Here is a 14,972-nt window from a genome sequence, read left to right on the forward strand (position 1 = left end):
CGCATATTCCGGTAGCGCAGGTAGACAGCCCGGGAGCCGAAGGTGCGGGTCTCGACGAGTTCGAGATCCACCCGGCGCTCGCGCCGCGGAAAAAACGGAATGCCACCGCCGACGAGTACCGGGCTGACCATGGCACGGTACTCGTCGATCAGACCCGCCTCGGCCGCCTCGGCCGCGAGCGCCGCGCCACCGATCGCGATGTCTCCCTCTCCCGGCTCGGCGCGTAGCCGCTCCACCTCCTCGACCAGACCGCCGGAAAGCAGCCGGGTGTGGCCCTGCACCACCGACAGCGTGGTGGAGAAAACCACCTTCGGGAGCGCCTTCCAGAGCGCGGCCCATTCCAGCGATGTGTCGTCAGCGGACGGATCCTGGTCGGCGGTCTCCCAGTACACCATCGTCTCGTAGAGATTTCTCCCCATCAGATGGACATCGGTCGCTCGAAGCTCCTCGATGAAGAAGCGGAAAACCTCCTCGTCCGGTTCCGACCAGTCGAAGCGGCCATCCGGCCCGACGATGTAACCATCGAGGGAAACGCCCATCGAATAGGTCACCCTGCGCATCGGCATTCTCCCCTGGACCGGTTCTGACCGTTCGGCGGCCGGACGCGGCAGGCCCCATCGCGACGCGAGGGGCAGGGCGATGAGGCCGGTCACGCGTCAGAACAACGTGGGCGGCGCGGGTGCGAGGGCGCCTTCGATCACGAGCATGCGACGTTTGGTCTCAATGCCTCCGGGAGCCGAGAAACCGTGCATGGCTCCGCCGCTGGCCAGCACCCGGTGGCACGGCACGACGATGGGCACCGGATTGCGCCCGAGCGCCCGCCCGACCGCCTGGGCGGCGCCGGACATCCCGAGCCGCGCTGCGACCTCGCCGTAGGTGAGCGTCGACCCCGGCGGGATCGCCCGGGTCACCTCGTACACCCGCTGATGGAACGCCGGCACCCCGCTCAGGTCAACACGCACATCGGCCAGGTCGTCCCGCGCGCCGGCCAACAACCCCGCCATCCGCGAGATCGCCGCTGTCACCTCGACCGGACGCGCTCCCTGCCCGGGCTGGATCAGATCAGCGAAGCCTCCGCTGCCCGACACCCGGTCGTTGGACGTCTCGCCAGAGTCGCCCCGGCGGTCACGCAGGTGACGGTGCACAAGGGCGAGGGTCGTCTCGTCCGACCCGGCGGGTAGGGAGACGGCGATCAGCCCCGCTTCGCCCCAGGCGAGGCCGCAACGGCCGATCGCCGTGTCGAACAGCACGAACCCGCGGGCGGACCCGCCTCCGGTGCCGGCCACGCGGCCGACCGCATCCGGCCCAGCCCCGTCCAGCAGCCCAGCATCATCCAGCCTGATGTGCGCGGGTCGTCGCGTCCCAGCGTGCATGGGCCCATCGTGCCGCACCCGTCCGACAAAAAGCCGTTCCGCGCACCTGAACGGACGGTCTCCCGCCGGGTACGGTCCGACGACCAGGGCAGCGCGCCCGAGGCGGCGCACCCGGCCCAGCGCCTCAGGGCGACCGCGCGCCCAGGGCAGCGACCGGAAACGCCCACAGGGAACACCGACAGGGAACGGGGTGGCTGGCGTGGCCCGCACCATCGCGACGAACACCGAGGTCGATCTGACGGCGGCGCTGGAGTTCGCGCGGACCCGGCACCGGATGCTGCTCATCACCTACCGCGGCGACGGGTCGGCGCAGGCCTCGCCGGTCACCGGCGGGGTGGATGCCGACGGGCGGATCGTGATCTCGACCTATCCCGAGCGGGCCAAGACCCGCAACGCGCGTCGCCGGGCCGAGGTGAGTGTCGTCGTCGTCTCCGACGAGTGGAACGGGCCGTGGCTGCAGATCGACGGCCGCTGCGAGGTCATCGACCTCCCGGAGGCCGCCGAGGCTCTCGTCGACTACTACCGCGCGATCGCCGGCGAGCACCCTGACTGGGACGAATAGCGCCAGGCGATGATCGATCAGGGCAAGTCGCTGCTGCGGATCACGGCCACCCGCAGCGGCCCGATCGCCACCGGCGGCTTCCCCGCGCGACTGGCATGATGTGGCGGTCCTCACCATAGCGCCCGAGAGGCGAGGGGCGTCCGGATAACGTTCGGTTCGACGGGAGGAGTCGCCTGTGAACGTGAGCGAGTTCCGGACGGGCCTACGCGCCTGGCTGGAAGACAACGACCTGACCCCCGGCCCCGATGGGTCGCTGGCAGGACAGGTCGAACAGCTCGGGCGGGTGCGCCGGGCCCTGTTCGACGCCGGATGGATGCGCTACGGCTGGCCGGAGCACGTCGGCGGCCTCGGTGGTCCGGCGGTGCTGCGGGCGGTGCTCGGGGAGGAGATCGCCTCCCGTGAGCTTGCCCCACCGAACTTCTACGCGCTCATCGAGGTACTCGTCCCGACGATGATCGACTACGCTCGGCCGGAGCTCGCGGCCGAGATGGTGCCCCGGCTGCTGGGCGGTGCCGAGCAGTGGTGCCAGGGCTTCTCCGAGCCGGGTTCGGGTAGTGACCTCGCGTCGCTGAGCACCAAGGCCGAGCAGCGCGGCGACACCTGGGTGGTCAACGGGCAGAAGGTGTGGACGAGCCTCGCGCAGTTCGCCCAGCGCTGTGTGCTGCTGACCCGCACCGGCCCCGGGCACGGCGGCATCACCGCGTTCTTCCTCGACATGGACACCCCGGGCATCACCGTGCGCCCGATCCTCGCGATGCACGGCGAGGAGGAGTTCTGCGAGGTCTTCTTCGACGACGTCGTGATCCCGGCCGACCGGATGCTCGGCAAGGTGGGGGACGGCTGGGCGGTGGCGGGCTCGGTGCTCCCGTTCGAGCGGTCCACGTCCTTCTGGCACCGGATCAACCACCTGTACGCCCGGTTCGACCATCTGCTCGCCGAGGCCATCGACCCGGACGAGGCCGCTCTCGGCGCGACCTACCTGGGTCTGCACACGGCCCGCTGCCGCTCGCACGGCACCCAGCTGCGGTTCGGTGAAGGTCTCCCGCTCGGCCCGGAGACGTCCGTCGACAAGGTGCTGCTGGGCACGTCCGAACAGCACCTGTACGACGCGGTGCGCGAGCTGCTGCCCGGTGCGGTCGAACTCGCCGACTCGCAGTGGCGCCCCGAGTACCTGTACTCCCGGGCGGCCACCATCTACGGCGGTAGCAGCGAGATCCAGCGCAACATCATCGCCCGCCGGCTGCTCGGCCTCGGGAAGGAATAACTCATGGACGCCGCTGAGCGGGATCTGCTCGGACAGAGCCTTCGCAAGATCATGACGTCCACCGTCGCCGGCCCGGCGCTGGACGGCGAGCTGGCCGAGCTGGGCTGGCCCGAGCTGCTCGCCGAACTGCCCGAGGTGGCCGTTCCGCTGGTGTTCGGCCTGCTCGGGGAGACGGGCACGGTCGCCTCCGTACTCAACGACGTGGTCCTCGCCGCGGCCGGCCAGGAGATCGGCGGCACCCCGTCGCTGCCCTACGCCGGCGGCCGCTGGCTGGTCTGGGCCCGTGACGTCGAACCGCCCGCCGGGGCCGGCGTCGAGAGCACCGGCCCGACCGGTGCGTTCGCGGTGCTCGACCCGGCGCTGCCGCTGCGGCAGGTCGACGCCGGCGAGCCGCTGACCGAGGTCGCCCTCGCCGCCGGGCGACGGGCGCTGGGCTGGTGGCTGGTCGGTTCGGGACGCGCGATGCTGACCCTCGCCCGGGAACACGCGCTGGCCCGGGCCCAGTTCGGCAAGCCGATCGCCTCGTTCCAGGCCGTCCGGCACAAGCTGGCCGAGACCCTCGTCGCCCTGGACGGTGCCGAGGCCACCCTGCTGCTCGCCAGCGACGACTTCAGCTCGCTGCTGGCCAAGGCCGCCGCCGGCCAGGCCGCGCTCACCGCGGCCAAACACTGCCAGCAGGTCCTCGCCGGCATCGGCTACACCACCGAACACGACCTGCACCGCCACATCGAGCGTGTCCTCGTCCTGGATGGCCTGCTCGGCTCCACGAAGGAACTCACCAAGCAGATCGGCGCCACCCTGCGCCGTGACCGCGTCGCCCCCCGCTACGCCCACCTTCTCTGAGGGGACGCGCCCCGCGCCACGCCTGAAAGCAGGATTCGCCCACACGGGTCGTCATGGTCGGCACCTCGCGCCCGACCGCGGCGACCCGTGTCGCGCGTGGGGCGCGCCGGGGTCGCCGCGAACGGTGCGAGGGTCCGGGCTATGCGGATGTCGCCTGGGCGGTGGGGGCGGCGGCCGGTGCCGTGGGTAAGAGCGAGGCACAGGCGCTGCGCGCCGCCGCCCAGGTGTCGGCGTCCACGCCGGCCGGTGCCGCGGTCGACATCGGCCCAAAACCACCGCCACGGCCGGGACCACCGCCCCCGCCAGGACCGCCCGCACCACCGGGACCACCGGGGGCTCCGGAGGGCGGCGCACCGGTCGGGCGGGTACCTGCCGCGCCGCTGCCATCGCCCTGCGGCCTGGCCGAGGGGGTTGGCAGCGTCACGCCGTTCTGCGCCAGACAGGTGCGGTAGGCGGTCATCGCGGAGTTGGCGCCAGAACCCGACCCGGCACCCGCGCTGGCGCTCGTGCTCGGTGCGGCGGTGGCCGTCGTGGCGGCCGTGCCCGCGGCCTGGGTGCCGGACCCGCCACCGCTGCTGCCGCAGGCGGCGAGCGCCACCAGAAGAACGGGGACAGCCAGCAGACGACGGCCGCGCGGCCAACCGGTACACCGATGCCACCAGCGGACGGTGGTCCTCTGGACGGTCATGGTCCTCCTTGCCGAAGCTCACCGGACGAATCCGACGGATCACCAGATGTGTCCGTGGCGACCAACCCTGCTGCCGTCGGCTGTGCGCAGGCTGTGCCCCGGCTGGGAACCGGCTCTGAGACTCGTCCTGGCGTCGTGGGCGACGGCCGGAGATCGCTGCTCAGGAGGCCAGGGGTGGCCTGCCGAGAACGACGGTCGATGTCACGTCCTCCGGCGCCGCGGGGACGTTCTACACTACGTAGACGTAAGGTCCGGTAGCCGTGGGGTCCCGGCTGGTCGGCGCCGCTGGTCGGCGCCGCTGGTCGGCGCCGCTGGTCGGCGCCGCTGGTCGGCGCCGCTGGTCAGGGTGAACATCTGATGTGCGTGAGGTGCTGGTAGCGATGGGGCTGGGCGGGGCCGCCACGCCGCGGTTGCCGCGCAGCCCCACCTTCTCCCTGGCCTGCACCGGGCTCGCCGCGGTGGCGCACACGCTTACGCACGGCGGGGCGCCGCCCGGGCCCGTGCTCGCCGGGGCTGCCGGCGGCGTGGCGCTGCTGACCGCGCCGTTCACCGCACGGGTGCGTCCACTTCCGCTGGTCATCGCCGCGATGGTCACGCTGCAGGCCGGGCTGCACACCCTGTTCGCCCTGACGGCGAACTCCACCGGACGGATGTACTCGGCGATCGAGGCCGGGCTGTGCATCGCCGACCGCGGCGCCCTGTCCGACACGGCCGTGCGACACATGGTGCGGGTACAGGCCAGCCTGCTGCCCGCGCCACACCGGATGCCGCTGGCGCCCTGGCAGGGCACGCCGGCGATGCTCGGCGCCCATCTCGCCGCCGCCGCCGCGACCGCGTTGCTGTTGCAGCGCTGCGACGAGGCTGCCAGCACCGCCGCCCGGCTGCTGGCCACCCTCGCCACCGTGGCCGCCCGAGCCACCGAACTGCTGCGTCGGACCGTCCGGCTCGGTCGGTGGCTGCGCACGGCGGCCGCCCTGGCCAGCGGTCGACGACCGGCCCGTCCACCGCTGCCCGCCGCCGGCGGACGGCGCCCCGCCATCCGGCTGCTGCGCCACACGTGCGTCCGGCGCGGCCCGCCGCTCGCAGGTCCCGCCGCCGGCGCGTTCGCCGGCCGCGGTTGACCGGGCTCGGCTTGCGACCGACCCGTGTGATCATCGGGCGGCGACGCCCGGCCGGGCCACTGCGCTGACATCAGACCGTACCGACGCGGCCCACGCCGACGTCAGGCCGCCGGCTCCCGCCGATGCGGGCCGCCGGCATGAGCCCGCGGCAGCCCACGAACCGTGTGCTTCGCCGTGCCCGCGGCACCGTCGACGCCCGAACACGCGGCTTCCCCCACAGACTTCCTCGACGTGCGAAGGACATCCCCCAGCGTGGACGCCACCCCGCCAGTCGAACACCAGATGGCCGAACACCAGACGGCCGAACCTCAGACGGCCGAACACCGGGCCGCCGAACACCGGGCGGCCGATTCCCCGCTCTTCGTCGCACAGCCGAGCGGTCACCGTCCGGCCGCGGACTGTCGCTCCGCGGACTGTCGCTCCGCGGGAGGTCGCTCCGCGGGAGGTCGGCCGTCCGAGCGTCGTACGCGTGGCGGCGGGCAGCCGTCCGGACGCCGCGGCGGGGGTCGGCGCCGGGCCGTCCCCCGAGTCGGGGTCGGGGCGCTGGCCCTGGGACTCGCCCTGGCCTTCGCCCTGACGGGATGCGGCGGGGGCTCGGCGACCTCGGCGGACGCCAACGGGGTGATCGTCCACCTCGACGACGCCACCGACGCGCCCGGCCTGCGCGGGACGTCGCTGGCCGCCCCGATGCCCAAGCCGGACGTGCGCCTGACCGACACCAGCGGCCAGCCGTACGACCTGCGCGCCGCCACGACCGGGAAACTCACCCTGGTCTACTTCGGCTACTCGCACTGCCCAGATGTCTGCCCGACCACGATGGCCGACATCGCCGCCGGCCTGAGCGAGACCAGCGCCGCCGTCCAGCAGAAGGTCTCGGTGGTGTTCATCACGACCGACCCCGAACGCGACACCCCGGCCGTGCTCCACAGCTGGCTGGCCCAGTTCAACCCGGCGTTCGTCGGTCTCACCGGCACCTGGGAGCAGATCGCCGGCTACGCCGACCAGTTCGGCATCCCGGTGGAGAAGCCGCGCCAGCAGGCTGACGGGAGCTGGGTGGTCGACCATGGCTCGCAGGTCACCGCGTTCGGCCCGGACGGCGTCGCCCGGGTCATCTACCTGGCCGGGATCACCCCCGCCGACTACGCTCACGACCTCCCCACCCTGGTCAAGGGTGCCTGATGACGGCGGATTCCACCTCGGCCCCACCGTCCGACCCCGTTGAGGAGCCGGACGGGCGAGGGCCCTCAGCGCGCGAAGCGGGACGGGCCCCGGGACCCGGGCGGGGACCCGGGCCGGGGCTGGGGCGGCGCGCGTTCCTGGGCCGGGTCGGGCTGGTCGGCGCGGGCGGGATCGCGGGCGGTGTCACCGGTGCTCTGGTCGAACACGCCACGGGGCCGGACGGGCCGGGTCCGCTGGAACGGCAGCGGGCCCGGGCGGTCGCCGCGGTCCGGCCCACAGGCCCCCATCAGCCGGGAATCGCCGGCCCGCCCGCCGCGCACCTGGTGTTCACCGCCTACGACCTGACCGGCGATGCCGCCGTCACCCCGGCCCAGGCCCGCACGGCACTGCGGGACCTGCTCACCGCGTGGACCCGCACCGCCGCCACGGTGATGGCCGGCGAGCAGCCCGCCGACGGCGGCCAGCGGACCCTCGGCCTCGCACCGTCCGCGCTGACGGTCACCTTCGGGCTGGGCGCGTCGGCGCTGACGCGGGCGGGGCTCACCACCCGGATCCCCCCGCAGCTGGCCCCGATCCCGGCCTTCCCGCATGATCAGCTCGACCCGGCCCGCCGGGACGGCGACCTGGCCGTGCAGATCTGCGCCGAGGATCCGATAGTGGCCGCGTCGGCCGCCCGCACCCTGGACGTGCTCGCCCGCCGGTACGCGTCCCCACGCTGGCGGCAGCATGGTTTCCGCCAGTCGGCGGCCGCCTCGGCCGAACCGACCGGTACCCCCCGCAACCTGATGGGCCAGTTCGACGGCACCAACAACCCGGCCGCCGACACCGCCGTGTTCGACCTGGCGGTCTGGGCCGACACGACCGCACCGGCCTGGATGACCGGCGGCAGCTACCTGGTCGCCCGACGCATCCGGATGCTGCTGGACCGGTGGGATCTGCTCACCGTCGACGCGCAGGAGAAGGTGATCGGCAGGCGCAAGTCCGACGGCGCACCGCTGAGCGGCGGCGGCGAGCACACCGACCCGGACTTCCTCGCCCGCACGGCGGACGACAGCCCCGTCATCCCCGCGAACTCCCATGTGCGGCTGTCCCACCCGCAGTTCAACAACGGCGTGCGGATGCTGCGCCGCGGCTACTCCTACCAGGACGGTCTGGACGCCGACGGTGACCCGGACGCCGGCCTGTTCTTCCTGGCCTACCAGGCGGACCCGCGCACCGCGTTCACCGCCGTCCAGCGCAAGCTCGACCGCCTCGACGCCCTCTCGGCCTTCGTGCGCCACACCGGCAGCGCCCTGTTCGCCGTCCCGCCGGCCGCCCCCGCCGGGGGCCACGTCGGCCAGCAGCTTCTGGAGAGCTGACCCATGACCAGCCATTCCCCCCACCGCCACCATCGGGCCGGACGGCTGCTCGCCGCGACCGCGCTCGCCGCGGCAACCCTGCTCGCCACCGCGGCCTGCGGATCGGCCGACCCGGACACCGCCAGCACCCCACCCACCACCGGCAGCTCGGCCACCACCGGTACCTCGGCCACCGGCGTCCCGACCGCCACGCCCGGTACTGCCAGCGCGGACGTCGCTGACCTGCACATCCGCGACGCCTACATCCCGCAGCAGTCGTCCGAGACGGAGGCCGCCGCGTACTTCACCGTCACCAACACCGGCGGCACGCCGGACACCCTCACCTCGATCACCACACCGACAGCACCCCAGGTCAGCCTGCACACCACCGTGAGCCGCGGCGGATCGGCGTCCATGCGGATGGTCACCGAACTCGCCGTTCCCGCGCATGGCACGGCGACGCTCACCGTCGGACACAACCACGCCATGCTGGAGCACCCGGTCCACCGCCTGACCAAGGGCGAGCAGGTGCGGCTCACCCTCGTCTTCACCCATGCCGGCACCGTCACCCTCACGGTGCCGGTCGTCGGCTACACCGGCCCCAGCGCACATGACATGCCCGGGATGGACATGTCCGGGGCCGCGGCCCACGGCTAGCGACGGCCGGCTGTCGCCGTTGTCGCCGGCATCGGCGCTGACATCGGCGCTGGCGCTGGCGGCAACGGTGGCGCGCGTCACGGACGTTTCCTAGGGTGAGCGCCGTGGACCTTCACAAAAGCAGGCACCTGGACGGCAAAGTGATCGTCATCACGGGCGCAGCGGCTGGTTTCGGCGCGCTGATAGCGACCCGAGTGGCGGCACGAGGCGCGATCCCGGTGGCCCTCGACGTCGACGCCGCCGGCGCCGGCAAGGTCGCCGCCGCGATCGAGGCCGACGGCGGGCGGGCGCTCGGCATCGGTCTGGACGTGCGGGACAGGTCGGCCTTCGCGGCCGCCGCCGCCCAGGTCATCTCGACGTTCGGCCGGCTTGACGTGCTGGTCAACAACGCCGGGGTGATGCCGCTGGCGTTCCTCGCCGACCACGCGCGCGCCGCCGAGGCCTGGGACCGGGCCATCGACATCAACCTCAAGGGTGTCCTGCACGGCGTCTACGCGGTGTACGACCACATGTCCGAGCACGGCGGGCACATCGTCAACATCTCCTCGATCTACGGGAACTCCGGTGTGGCCGGGGCTGCCGTCTACGGTGCGACGAAGGCCGCCGTCGCGACGTTGTCGAACGCGCTGCGAGTCGAAAGCCAGGGGAAGATCAAGGTGACCCTGGTGCGTCCCAGTGGCGTGCTCGGCACGAACCTCGGCGGCACCATCATCGATGGCGCGGCCGCCGCGCCCCTGGCCGCCCACCGGATCGCGTCCTGGCAGGAGCACATCACCGAGCTACGCGAGGGCCGTCTCCCCACCGCCGCGCGCGACCCCGAGCAGACCCCGTACTGGACCCTCGCCCCGAATGACGTCGTCGACGCCGTCGTCCACGTCATCGACCAGCCGCTCGGCGTCGCCATCACCGACCTGACCGTGCGCGCGACCGGCGAAGACTATGTCTACTGAGTCACCTTCTACTGAGTCACCGCCACAGGCTCCCCCTCCCGTAACGAGGACAGCGGAAGCCGCGGGCGCCGCGGACACGGCGACGCCCGCGGCGGCTGCGCAGGCGTTGGGCCGGGCGGTCGCGGAGGCGGTCGAGGTGTTCGAGACCCTGCGCGACGACGAGTGGGCGCTCCCCTGCGCATGCCCCGGCTGGACGCTGCACACCGTGCTCGCGCATCTGACCATCGGCATCGCCGGCATCACCGGCCTGCTGCCACCCGAGCCGCCCCCGCCGGGACTCGAGTTCGAGGCCGCGACCGACGTCCAGGCCCGCGCTCTCACCGCCCGTCCACCCGCCGAGCTGCTCGCCCTGCTCCGCACCGCCGGACCCGCCGCGTCCGCCCTGTTCGGCGCCCTGCCACCCGCTCTGGCCAGCCGGCAGATCAGCATGGGTACCGCCGGCACCTACCCCTTCCCGAGCTTCGCCGACGCCCTGACCTTCGACGCCACCTGCCACCTGCGCTGGGACGTCCTCGCCCCACGCGGCCCCATCCAGCGTGACCTGCCGGACGTCGACCCCGCCCGGTTGTCCGCCGCGGTCCGCTGGCTCGCCGGCGGCATCCCGCAGATGACCACCCGGTCCTTCCGGGACCTGCTCACCGACCCCCTCACCATCGCGATCACCGGCCCCGACCCCCTCTCGATCCACATCGCGCCTCACGCCCAGCGGGTCGAGATCACCCCCACCTCGAACGGGACCGGGCCGGCGGCGGGCACCAGCCGGGCGACTGTGCGCGCGGCGGCGCAGGACTTCGTCCTGTGGGCGACCGGCCGCGAACCACACCAGGGCCGCACCGACGTCCTCGGCGATACCGCCTACGCGGACCGGGTACTCGAGGAACTGCGCGTCTACTGACTCACCCACGCCCGTACGGGAGTGCGGGTTGCGGAGTCGAGCACCTTGACCCCCGCGCATCGCGGCCAGATCGCGGCCAGATCGCGGCCAGATCGCGGAAATGATCATGTCGTGCCGAGGGTTGTTCGGGGATTTCGGCCCCCCACACCTAACAACCCTCGGCGTGTGGCCAAATAGCCCTCGGCATCCGGCCGCGGCCCGAGAAGTTGGCCGCCGAGAGCCGGGGGCCGAGGGCCGGGGTGCTGGGGTGTTGGGGCATCGAGGCCAATTTCGCCATGATCTCCGGCGCACCGAGATCTTGGACGAGACGAGTGGACGGGGGCCGCGGGCGGGCGCGATGCAAGAGGCGTCTCATGACGGGGATGCCTCGGGAGCCGGCATCCTAACGTGGGAGCACGTGACCGCCGTCGATCCGCAACCCGCCGCGCCACAACCCCCCGCACCACAACCCGCCGCGACAAAGATCGGCCACCCCCGGTCACCTGACGCGGAGCCGCCGGGCGACTCGCCTCCGTCCGGCGGTCCAGCCCCAGTCGGCGGTGGGGCGGTGTCGCCGGAGGCGTCGACGTCCGAGGGGGTGTTGCTGCCGGGTTCGCCGGCGTTGCGGCGGCTGCAGACGGCGGTGGTGGCGGCGGGGCTTGCCGCGTTCGCGATGCTCTACTCGACGCAGGCGTCGCTGCCGCAGATCGCGGACACCTTCGGGGTGGACGCGACGCTGTCCAGTCTGACCGTGTCGGTGACGACCGGGGCGCTGGCGATCTCGGTGCTGCCGATGTCGGCGTTGGCCGATCGGTTCGGTCCGACCCGGGTGATGATCGTCGGGCTGGTGACGGGCTGCCTGTGCGTGGGGTTGGGGGCGGCGGCGCCGAACCTGCCGCTGTTCCTGGTCTCCCGGGGGGCGGCGGGGCTTTCGTTGGCGTCCGTCGTCGCGGTGGCGATGGGGCACATCGGCGATCGGGTGCATCCGCGGGCGGCGGCGCCGGCGGTCGGGATGTACGTGTCGGCGACGTCGCTTGGGGGTCTGCTCGGCCGGCTCGTCCCCGCGGCGCTTGACAGCCAGGCCGGCTGGCGGGTCGCCGTCGCCGCGGTGGCCGGGGTCGGGGCCGTGTGCACGGCGATCTTCGCGGTGACCGTCCCCGGTGGGGTGCGGGCTCGCGGCCGCGGCAGCCGCCGTAGGTCGGCGGACGTCGGCAAGCCGGCCGGTGCCGGTGCCGGTGTCGCGGACCAGCCGGACCGGGACGGTGGGGCGGGGGTCGTGATTCGGCGGCATCTGCGGGACCGGGGGATTCTGCGACTGTGCGGGGTCGGGATGGTGCTGATGGGCGGCTTCGTGGCCACCTACAACTATCTGACCTACCGACTCACCGAGGCGCCGTTTCGGCTGTCGAGCGCGACGATCGGGCTGGTGTTCTGCGCGTATTTCGCCGGCACGGTGACCTCGACGGCGGCCGGACGGCTCACCGTTCGGCTCGGCCGGCGACCGGTGCTGCTGGGGGCGATCGCGATCGCCCTGGCGGGGCTCGCGCTCACGGTGCCGGACAACCTTGGCTGTGTGCTGGCCGGGCTGGTCATCTATACGGCGGGGTTCTTCGCGGCCCATTCCGTGGCCAGCGGATGGGTCGGTGCCCGGGCGGTGACCGGGCGGGCCGAGGCGTCCGCGCTGTATCTGCTCGGCTACTACCTGGGGTCCAGTGTCGGTGGCACGCTGATCGGGCTGGCCTGGACGGCCGCCGGCTGGCCGGCCACGGTCTGCTGCGTCGCCGCGACCCAGCTCGCCGCCGCCGTGCTCGCACCGCGCTCCGAGCCGTCCCTGGTCCCGTCCTGACCTCGGCCCCGGCCGGGCCAGAACGGGAACCGGGGCGGGCCGGGGCGGGCTGGGGCGGGAACCGGGATCAGCCTGTGAGAACCCAGGATTCGATCATGTTGCGGGCGATGGAGACCTGGCCCGGCAGCAGCAGCGGGGAGGGCTCGGCCTCGGTGGAGGTGTCGGCGGCCATCGTGGCGCGGTTGAGGGTGCGGGTGCGTGGGGCGGCTCGCCATTCGCCGCGGGCGAGTGCCTCGCGTAGCTCGTCGCGGTGCACCCAGCGGGCCTCGCGGATCTCGGTCTCGTCCACGTTCAGTGGCTGGTCCGGATCGGCCAGGGCGTGGAATCCGATCATGAGTGACCGGGGGAACGGCCAGGCCTGGCTGCCCAGGTAGCGGATGTCGCGGACGGTGACCCCGACCTCCTCGGCGATCTCACGGGCGACACAGGACTCCAGCGACTCGCCGGCCTCGACGAAACCGGCGAGGACCGAGAACCGGCCGGGTGGCCAGGCCCGATGCCGTCCGAGCAGAACCTGGTCGCCGCCATCGTGGACGAGCACGATCACCGCGGGGTCCGTGCGCGGGTACTCCTCATGCCCGGCGGCCTCGCACGTCCGGGCCCAACCGGCGTTGACCGGTGTGGTCGGCGAACCGTCCCGGGTGCAGAACCGGGACCGGTCATGCCAGTTGCGCAGACCGACGGCGGCGGCCAGCAGGGCGCCGTCCAGGGGGCCGGTCTCACCGCCCACCGCGTGCCCGTTCAACCATTCGACCTCCGGCCCGGCGCCGGCCTGCTCCTGCGCGCCGCACAGCACCCAGTAGGCGGTGCCGTCGGCCTCACCGAGCAGCATCGCCTCCTCCGGCGGCGAGCCGGCCAGCTCCGCACCCACGCGGGTCCACAGCCGCGACTCCGAGCGGATCACCGCGAGCAGCCCGTCAGGATCGACGAAGAGCACCCGCGCGCTCGCCCAACCCTCCTTCTGCCGGTCGGGGTCACGGCGCAGATGTTCGTCCCGGTGGAGCGCGGCACCGGCGAAGGTCGGCGTGCGCACCAGGTCGAAGTGGGTCGGTCGCGGGCGGGCGGGCTCAGGTCGGGACACCGCCCCATTCTCCCGCTCGAACCACACCCGGGCCACGCTCGTGGAGATCATCCCATGGCGACGTTCGGCGCATTCTCCGCCTTCCAGCACAATGCTCTTGAAAAGTCACAATCCACCGACTCCGCGCCCGGATCCGCATGCCGAAAAAGGACATCAGGCGGAGCATCGGACTGCCATACTGTGCAGCGCGCGACTCCCCCGATACTGGTCGACTTCGCACGCCTGCACCCAGGGAGGCTCGAGGGTGAGCAGTGACCGTCCGGGTAGCGGGGCCGAGCTGACTCACCTCGCCGAGCAGGCGAAACCGATCGCCGCGATCCCACCACACGATCTGCTCGTGTTCCTGCTCGGGATCACCGCGTTGCTGGGCGGGGCGCTGGTCCTGGGCCGACTGGCGCAGCGCGTCGGGCTGCCGGTCATTGTCGGTGAACTGGCCACCGGGATCCTGCTCGGGCCGTCGGTGTTCGCGAAGGCCGCCCCGGACGCGGCGCACTGGCTGCTGCCCACCGATCCCGACCGTTTCCATCTCCTGGAGGCGGTCGGGCAGCTCGGCGTGATTCTTTTCGTCGGGATGACCGGCACGGAGATGGACGTCGGCGCTGTCCTGCGTCGGGGCCGCACGGCCGTGCGGATCAGTCTTGGCGGGCTGCTCATCCCCCTGGGGCTCGGCGTGGCCACCGGCCTGCTCCTGCCGTCCGGCCTGCTGTCCGCGACGGCCGACACCGGGGTGTTCGCGCTGTTCCTCGGCGTCGCGATGGCGGTCAGTGCCATCCCGGTGATCGCCCGGATTCTCGTCGATCTGAACCTGCTGCACCATCGCATCGGCCAGCTCACCCTCGCCGCCGGCACCGTGGACGACGCCGTCGGATGGCTTCTGCTCTCGGTGGTGTCGGCGCTCGCGACGACCGGGGTGCGCGCCGGGGACGTCCTGGTCTCGGTGGGCTCGGTGGCGGCGACGGTCGCGGTGGCGATCGTGCTGGGACGCCCCGTGGCCGAGGTGGCCCTGTCGAGGAGCACCCGCCGGCACGCCACCGGCGACTCGCCGGCCGCGACGGTCAGCCTGACCTGCGCGGTGCTGATCATCGGTGGGGCCGCCGCGACCCAGGCGCTGAGACTCGAGGCCATCTTCGGCGCGTTCGTCGTGGGCATGGTGATCGGATCACGCCGGTCGTTCGATCCACGCCTGGTCGGGCCGCT

The 14,972-nt window shown here is 72.9% G+C and carries 15 protein-coding genes; 11 read left to right on the forward strand and 4 right to left on the reverse strand.

All coding sequences use genetic code 11. The features are described 5' to 3' along the window. Together G6R24_RS10515 and G6R24_RS10520 are read right to left on the reverse strand one after the other, a co-directional pair. Nucleotides 1–539 (reverse strand): dihydrofolate reductase family protein (locus tag G6R24_RS10515; RefSeq protein ID WP_263864035.1); only part of this gene is annotated, 539 nt, incomplete at its 3' end. A gap of 117 nt (nt 540–656) precedes the next feature. Further along, entirely contained in the window at nt 657–1,286 is a 630-nt protein-coding gene (locus G6R24_RS10520) for a methylated-DNA--[protein]-cysteine S-methyltransferase (RefSeq protein ID WP_225438367.1), read from the reverse strand. A gap of 286 nt (nt 1,287–1,572) precedes the next feature. Here G6R24_RS10520 and G6R24_RS10525 point away from each other — a divergent pair, with 286 nt between their 5' ends. From G6R24_RS10525 to G6R24_RS10535, 3 genes are all read left to right on the forward strand, one after another. Then, a complete protein-coding gene (locus G6R24_RS10525; protein ID WP_225438368.1) occupies nt 1,573–1,935 on the forward strand; it encodes a TIGR03618 family F420-dependent PPOX class oxidoreductase in 363 nt (120 codons plus the stop codon). 181 nt (nt 1,936–2,116) lie between these two features. Next, the gene (locus G6R24_RS10530) at nt 2,117–3,199 is read left to right on the forward strand and encodes an acyl-CoA dehydrogenase family protein (RefSeq protein WP_338084426.1); all 1,083 of its coding nucleotides are present in this window, start codon (nt 2,117–2,119) and stop codon (nt 3,197–3,199) included. Between the two features lie 3 nt (nt 3,200–3,202). After that, complete coding sequence (locus tag G6R24_RS10535) at nt 3,203–4,042, forward strand: acyl-CoA dehydrogenase family protein (RefSeq protein WP_163549079.1); 840 nt, start codon at nt 3,203–3,205, stop codon at nt 4,040–4,042. Between the two features lie 139 nt (nt 4,043–4,181). Here the strand turns inward: G6R24_RS10535 and G6R24_RS10540 are convergent, their stop codons facing one another. After that, a complete protein-coding gene (locus G6R24_RS10540; RefSeq protein WP_163549080.1) occupies nt 4,182–4,730 on the reverse strand; it encodes a hypothetical protein in 549 nt (182 codons plus the stop codon). 359 nt (nt 4,731–5,089) lie between these two features. On the opposite strand from G6R24_RS10540, the gene G6R24_RS10545 reads away from it, so the two are divergent. The 7 genes from G6R24_RS10545 (at nt 5,090) to G6R24_RS10575 (ending at nt 12,694) form a co-directional block, all read left to right on the forward strand. Next, on the forward strand, nt 5,090–5,851 hold the full coding sequence (locus G6R24_RS10545; protein WP_225438369.1) for a hypothetical protein: 762 nt from the start codon (nt 5,090–5,092) through the stop codon (nt 5,849–5,851). Nucleotides 5,852–6,103: 252 nt separating this feature from the next. Continuing rightward, complete coding sequence (locus tag G6R24_RS10550; protein WP_225438370.1) at nt 6,104–7,030, forward strand: SCO family protein; 927 nt, start codon at nt 6,104–6,106, stop codon at nt 7,028–7,030. Further along, complete coding sequence (locus G6R24_RS10555) at nt 7,030–8,388, forward strand: Dyp-type peroxidase (protein WP_163549082.1); 1,359 nt, start codon at nt 7,030–7,032, stop codon at nt 8,386–8,388. The genes G6R24_RS10550 and G6R24_RS10555 overlap by 1 nt, the downstream gene beginning before the upstream one ends. A 3-nt stretch (nt 8,389–8,391) precedes the next feature. Further along, nucleotides 8,392–9,024 (forward strand): copper chaperone PCu(A)C, encoded by a 633-nt coding sequence (locus G6R24_RS10560; protein WP_163549083.1) that lies wholly within the window; start codon nt 8,392–8,394, stop codon nt 9,022–9,024. 104 nt (nt 9,025–9,128) lie between these two features. Continuing rightward, on the forward strand, nt 9,129–9,974 hold the full coding sequence (locus tag G6R24_RS10565; RefSeq protein ID WP_163549084.1) for an SDR family oxidoreductase: 846 nt from the start codon (nt 9,129–9,131) through the stop codon (nt 9,972–9,974). 106 nt (nt 9,975–10,080) lie between these two features. Next, nucleotides 10,081–10,869 (forward strand): maleylpyruvate isomerase N-terminal domain-containing protein, encoded by a 789-nt coding sequence (locus G6R24_RS10570; RefSeq protein WP_225438371.1) that lies wholly within the window; start codon nt 10,081–10,083, stop codon nt 10,867–10,869. A gap of 547 nt (nt 10,870–11,416) precedes the next feature. Then, a complete protein-coding gene (locus G6R24_RS10575) occupies nt 11,417–12,694 on the forward strand; it encodes an MFS transporter (RefSeq protein WP_163549086.1) in 1,278 nt (425 codons plus the stop codon). 67 nt (nt 12,695–12,761) lie between these two features. Here the strand turns inward: G6R24_RS10575 and nudC are convergent, their stop codons facing one another. After that, entirely contained in the window at nt 12,762–13,826 is a 1,065-nt protein-coding gene (gene nudC, locus G6R24_RS10580; protein ID WP_163549087.1) for an NAD(+) diphosphatase, read from the reverse strand. Nucleotides 13,827–14,019: 193 nt separating this feature from the next. Here nudC and G6R24_RS10585 point away from each other — a divergent pair. Then, the coding region (locus G6R24_RS10585; RefSeq protein ID WP_163549088.1) for a cation:proton antiporter at nt 14,020–14,972 on the forward strand (953 nt) is incomplete at its 3' end.

Origin of the sequence: Candidatus Frankia nodulisporulans, assembly GCF_902806475.1 — a bacterium.
GTDB lineage: Bacteria > Actinomycetota > Actinomycetes > Frankiales > Frankiaceae > Frankia > Frankia umida.

Coding starts and splice junctions, on each gene's coding strand:
- G6R24_RS10555 (WP_163549082.1), top strand. CDS start 7,030: ATGACGGCGGATTCCACCTCGGCCCCACCGTCCGACCCCGTTGAGGAG.
- G6R24_RS10535 (WP_163549079.1), top strand. CDS start 3,203: ATGGACGCCGCTGAGCGGGATCTGCTCGGACAGAGCCTTCGCAAGATC.
- nudC (WP_163549087.1), bottom strand. CDS start 13,826: ATGATCTCCACGAGCGTGGCCCGGGTGTGGTTCGAGCGGGAGAATGGG.
- G6R24_RS10540 (WP_163549080.1), bottom strand. CDS start 4,730: ATGACCGTCCAGAGGACCACCGTCCGCTGGTGGCATCGGTGTACCGGT.
- G6R24_RS10560 (WP_163549083.1), top strand. CDS start 8,392: ATGACCAGCCATTCCCCCCACCGCCACCATCGGGCCGGACGGCTGCTC.